This is a genomic window from Armatimonas sp., from assembly GCF_043760365.1.
GTDB lineage: Bacteria > Armatimonadota > Armatimonadia > Armatimonadales > Armatimonadaceae > Armatimonas.
The window spans coordinates 1-3,670 of sequence record NZ_JAYUPA010000718.1; the positions used below are offsets into that span (position 1 = coordinate 1).

Below are 3,670 nucleotides of genomic sequence, written 5' to 3' on the forward strand. Positions count from 1 at the left end.
GCCGTGAAGCCGACGACCGGGTTCGAACCGGTGACCTGCTGTTTACGAAACAGCTGCTCTACCACTGAGCCACGTCGGCGCGAAGGAGATTTTACCATACCCACCTCTTCCCTGCAATAGGATTTACAGCTATACTAGTGCTATGCCGCAAGAAAACGAACCCACTGTGCGAACGTTTACTTTCCTCTGCACAGACATCGTCGGGAGCACCCGACTATGGCAAGAGAATGGTGCTCTCATGCGTGAGCGACTTATCCGGCATGATGGTCTTGTTCGAGAGCTTGCCCAGCGCTTTGGCGGCGACGATTTCAAGAACCGAGGTGATGGCTTCTTCATCGCATTTCCTACTGCGCTGGCAGCGCGTGACATGGCGGTCACTCTCCAGCAGATGCTCTTCCAGGAGTTTGGAGAGACTTTTCAAATCCGTACCGTCCTCAGCACAGGTGAGGCACAACACCGAGACGACGACTATTTCGGACTGGTTTTAAGCCGAGCCTCACGGGTACTTGAGTTTAGTCATGGCACTCAGCTCGTCCTCACGGAGACCAGCGCACGTCTCGTTGAGGAGGCGGAGCCTGCTGCCACAGATCATCTAAAAAATCTTGGGGAGTACCAAATTCGGAGTATGGAGTCCCCGGAGCGCCTCTTCCAGCTGATGATCCCGGGTCTGCCCACTGAGTTCCCTCCGTTTGCCAGTGCTTCCTTGCCGCCCCATAACTTGCCGCGCACCCTCACGACGTTTATCGGACGTGAAAAAGAGTGTGTGGATGTCGAGCGATTGCTCTTACAAACCCGTCTGCTAACGATTCTGGGGGCGGGTGGTAATGGTAAAACACGCCTGTCGCTCAAAGTGGGCGATGAGCTGCTGACACGCTATCCCGGCGGGGTCTGGTTCGTAGATCTGGCTCCCGTGGCCGACGAAGCCCTGTTTGCGCGGGCGGTCGCGGCGGCGCTCCGGGTGCGGGAGGACACTGGAGCTGATCTGATGGAGACACTGCTCTCTCACCTGGCACCTCGGCAGGCTCTCCTGATTCTGGACAACTGCGAGCACTTGGTCGGTGCCGCGGCACGCTTTGCCCAGCAAGTTCTGGTGCACTCTTCGGAAGTCACGATTCTTGCCACGAGCCGCGAGGCACTAGGGCTTACTGGGGAAGTGGCCTGGCCCTTGCCCGGACTGGCTCTGCCACCCGAGAGTGTCACCCCGCCGAAAGAGGTTCCCCCGCCGAGCCGTTTGATGCGCTACGAGGCAATCCAGCTCTTTGTGGAGCGAGCAGCGGCGGTGTCTCCGGGTTTCCGACTGACTGCGGCTAACGGCCCCTGCCTCGCTCGAATCTGCCGCCGTCTGGACGGCATCCCACTAGCGATGGAGCTTGCAGCGGCCTGGATGAGTGCGCTCTCGCCTGAGCAGATTGATAAGCACCTTCTCGACGAGGAGTTTCTTGAATCGGTAGACCCGACCGCACCGGAGCGCCAGCGCACCCTGCGGGGAACGATGGACTGGAGTTATGGCCTGCTGACGGTGGCGGAGCAAACTCTCTGGCGACGGATCTCCGTCTTTGCGGGTAGCTTCACCCAAGAAGCAGCGGCAGCCGTCTGCACGGATGAACTCTTGCCTTCCCACAGTGCTTTGCGAGCACTTCGCGGCTTGGTGCGCAAGTCCATCCTCCTACGCGACAGCACGTTGGCAAATCGCTATCGTCTGCTGGAAACGGTGCGTGAGTACGGCCTGGAGAAGCTCAAAGAGGCCAACGAGCTGCCTGTTTTCCGCCTGCGCCACCTGGAGTTCTTCACCGCCCTCGCCGAAGAAGCCGAGCCCCACCTGCGTGGCCCCAACCAGAAAGAGTGGCTGGAGCGTCTGGAAGAGGAGCACCCCAACCTCCGTGCTGCCCTGACCAAGCCCGAAAACATCGAACTTGCCCTGCGTCTTAGCAGCGCTGTTCTCTGGTTCTGGTTAGTACGTGGCTATCTAGTAGAAGGGAAACACTATCTCCAGCAACTCCTTAACTCGTTTCCCCTATGCACTGCAAAAACACGCGCCAAATCGTTTCGCGCATCAGGTATTTTAGCAACCCAGCTTCATTTATACGACGAGGCTGAAATATATCTTCAAAAATCTTATCAATTATTCAAACAGCTCGACATGCAATCAGATATTGCAATTACGGTAAGCAATTTAGGCATTAATTCCAGTAAAAAAGGCGATTTCAAAAATGCGATCCAATCTTTGGACGAGTCTCTGCATTACTACAAAAAAATCAATGATGAAAATCGAGTGTTTCTGATTTCCCTTAACATAGGAGCAACATATCTAAAAACAAATCTACCTGAAAAATCAAAGAAAATATTCCAAAGCATTTTGCCTTTAATCAATAAAATCGAAGACAAAAATAGCGTACTCATACTGTATATAAATTTAGGAATGGCAAATAATCTAAATAAAGAATACATAGAAGCATTTAAAAATGCGCTAAAGTCTTTTAAAATATCCACAGGCTTAAAAAACGAACTTCTTACTGCCCGAATCTTATGGGTTATTACGGAAGCACTTTACCATACCGAAGGTAATCCAACTTGGATTATTCCGTTATTAGGTAAAATTGATTCCTCACTAGCAAAAAATTGCGAACCACTTGACAACCAAGCAACAGATTTGTATACTTCCTTTGTACAACAACTCCAAGTGATAACCGAGCCGACGATGTATGAAAACCTGTTCACGCAGGGCGCAAATTTCAGTCAACTTGATATACTAGAGTTCCTCCAAAATATTGAAAGACAGATTAGCAAAACTAATGAAAACATCTAAATTTCTAACACTCACCCTACTGATTGCAAGTTCGTCCATTCTTGGTTGTCCAAAAACAGACCCCACTCCTCCTCTATCACAAAAAGATAAAATAGAAAAAATGAAGGGATTATTAAAGGAAATCAAGACACTAAGAACCATTACTGGCCAACATGTGCCTGTAACATTTAGAGTTGAAGAAGATCCTACAGTTAGCACACGTGCCCCTATTTATCTCCCTTCTACAAATGGAGAATTCGTTTTATCAAACACTAAAAAATATAAAATACATCTATTCAAAACAGAAGATCCCCCCACTGTCGTCCCTGTGGATAGAATCCCAGTAGACATTGGATTAGATGAGTTGTATATCTATAAGGCTACAGATAGGGATAAAAGACTAGATTCCACAATACGAGATGGTGAAGCCAACGCGCCAAATCAGGGCGAAATTTTAGGTTGGGTTTCAAATTATATTTCCCTTGAGGCAACCCGATTAGCACCAGGTACAAGATACACTTTGTATTTTTGGGAATATCTCATTGATGGAAATCATGCAGATGGGAACATAACTATCCGAATTCAATAAATACAGACGTTGAACACTCCATCAAACATAAACAGTTGGCTACAAGCTACAAATAGTTTATCAGGAGTATATATACCAGGAGATTTCTTCACCCATGAAGAGATACGCATTACAGTCCCACCGTGGACGGTGCGCGTCGAAGTGGAGCCTACCAGCATCATTCCGATGACTCGGGTGAGTGCGGAGTGTGTTTTGCGGAAGGCGTTCTTTTTCCATCTGGAGCGCACGAACCAAGGGACGATGCTGGCGACGAGCCATGCGGGGTTTGCGGAGAGTGTATTGGCGCTTCCTGGCTT

The 3,670-nt window shown here is 49.8% G+C and carries 3 protein-coding genes and 1 tRNA gene; 2 read left to right on the forward strand and 2 right to left on the reverse strand.

Translation table 11 applies throughout. The features are described 5' to 3' along the window. Positions 1–7: 7 nt before the first annotated feature. A tRNA-Thr gene (locus ACH2EH_RS16915) sits at positions 8–79 on the reverse strand. 135 nt (positions 80–214) lie between these two features. Beyond that, positions 215–421 carry a hypothetical protein gene (locus ACH2EH_RS16920; RefSeq protein WP_395143397.1) on the reverse strand — a complete coding sequence of 69 codons (207 nt, stop codon included), beginning with the start codon at positions 419–421 and terminating at the stop codon, positions 215–217. Positions 422–763: 342 nt separating this feature from the next. On the opposite strand from ACH2EH_RS16920, the gene ACH2EH_RS16925 reads away from it, so the two are divergent. Then, positions 764–2,806 (forward strand): hypothetical protein, encoded by a 2,043-nt coding sequence (locus tag ACH2EH_RS16925; RefSeq protein ID WP_395143398.1) that lies wholly within the window; start codon positions 764–766, stop codon positions 2,804–2,806. After that, positions 2,793–3,374, forward strand: coding sequence for a hypothetical protein (locus ACH2EH_RS16930; protein ID WP_395143400.1), 582 nt, complete (start codon positions 2,793–2,795; stop codon positions 3,372–3,374). The genes ACH2EH_RS16925 and ACH2EH_RS16930 overlap by 14 nt, the downstream gene beginning before the upstream one ends. The last annotated feature ends 296 nt before the right edge of the window (positions 3,375–3,670 follow it).

Bases quoted from the DNA above. Each gene is read 5' to 3' on its own strand.
- ACH2EH_RS16930 (WP_395143400.1), top strand. From the start codon at position 2,793: ATGAAAACATCTAAATTTCTAACACTCACCCTACTGATTGCAAGTTCG.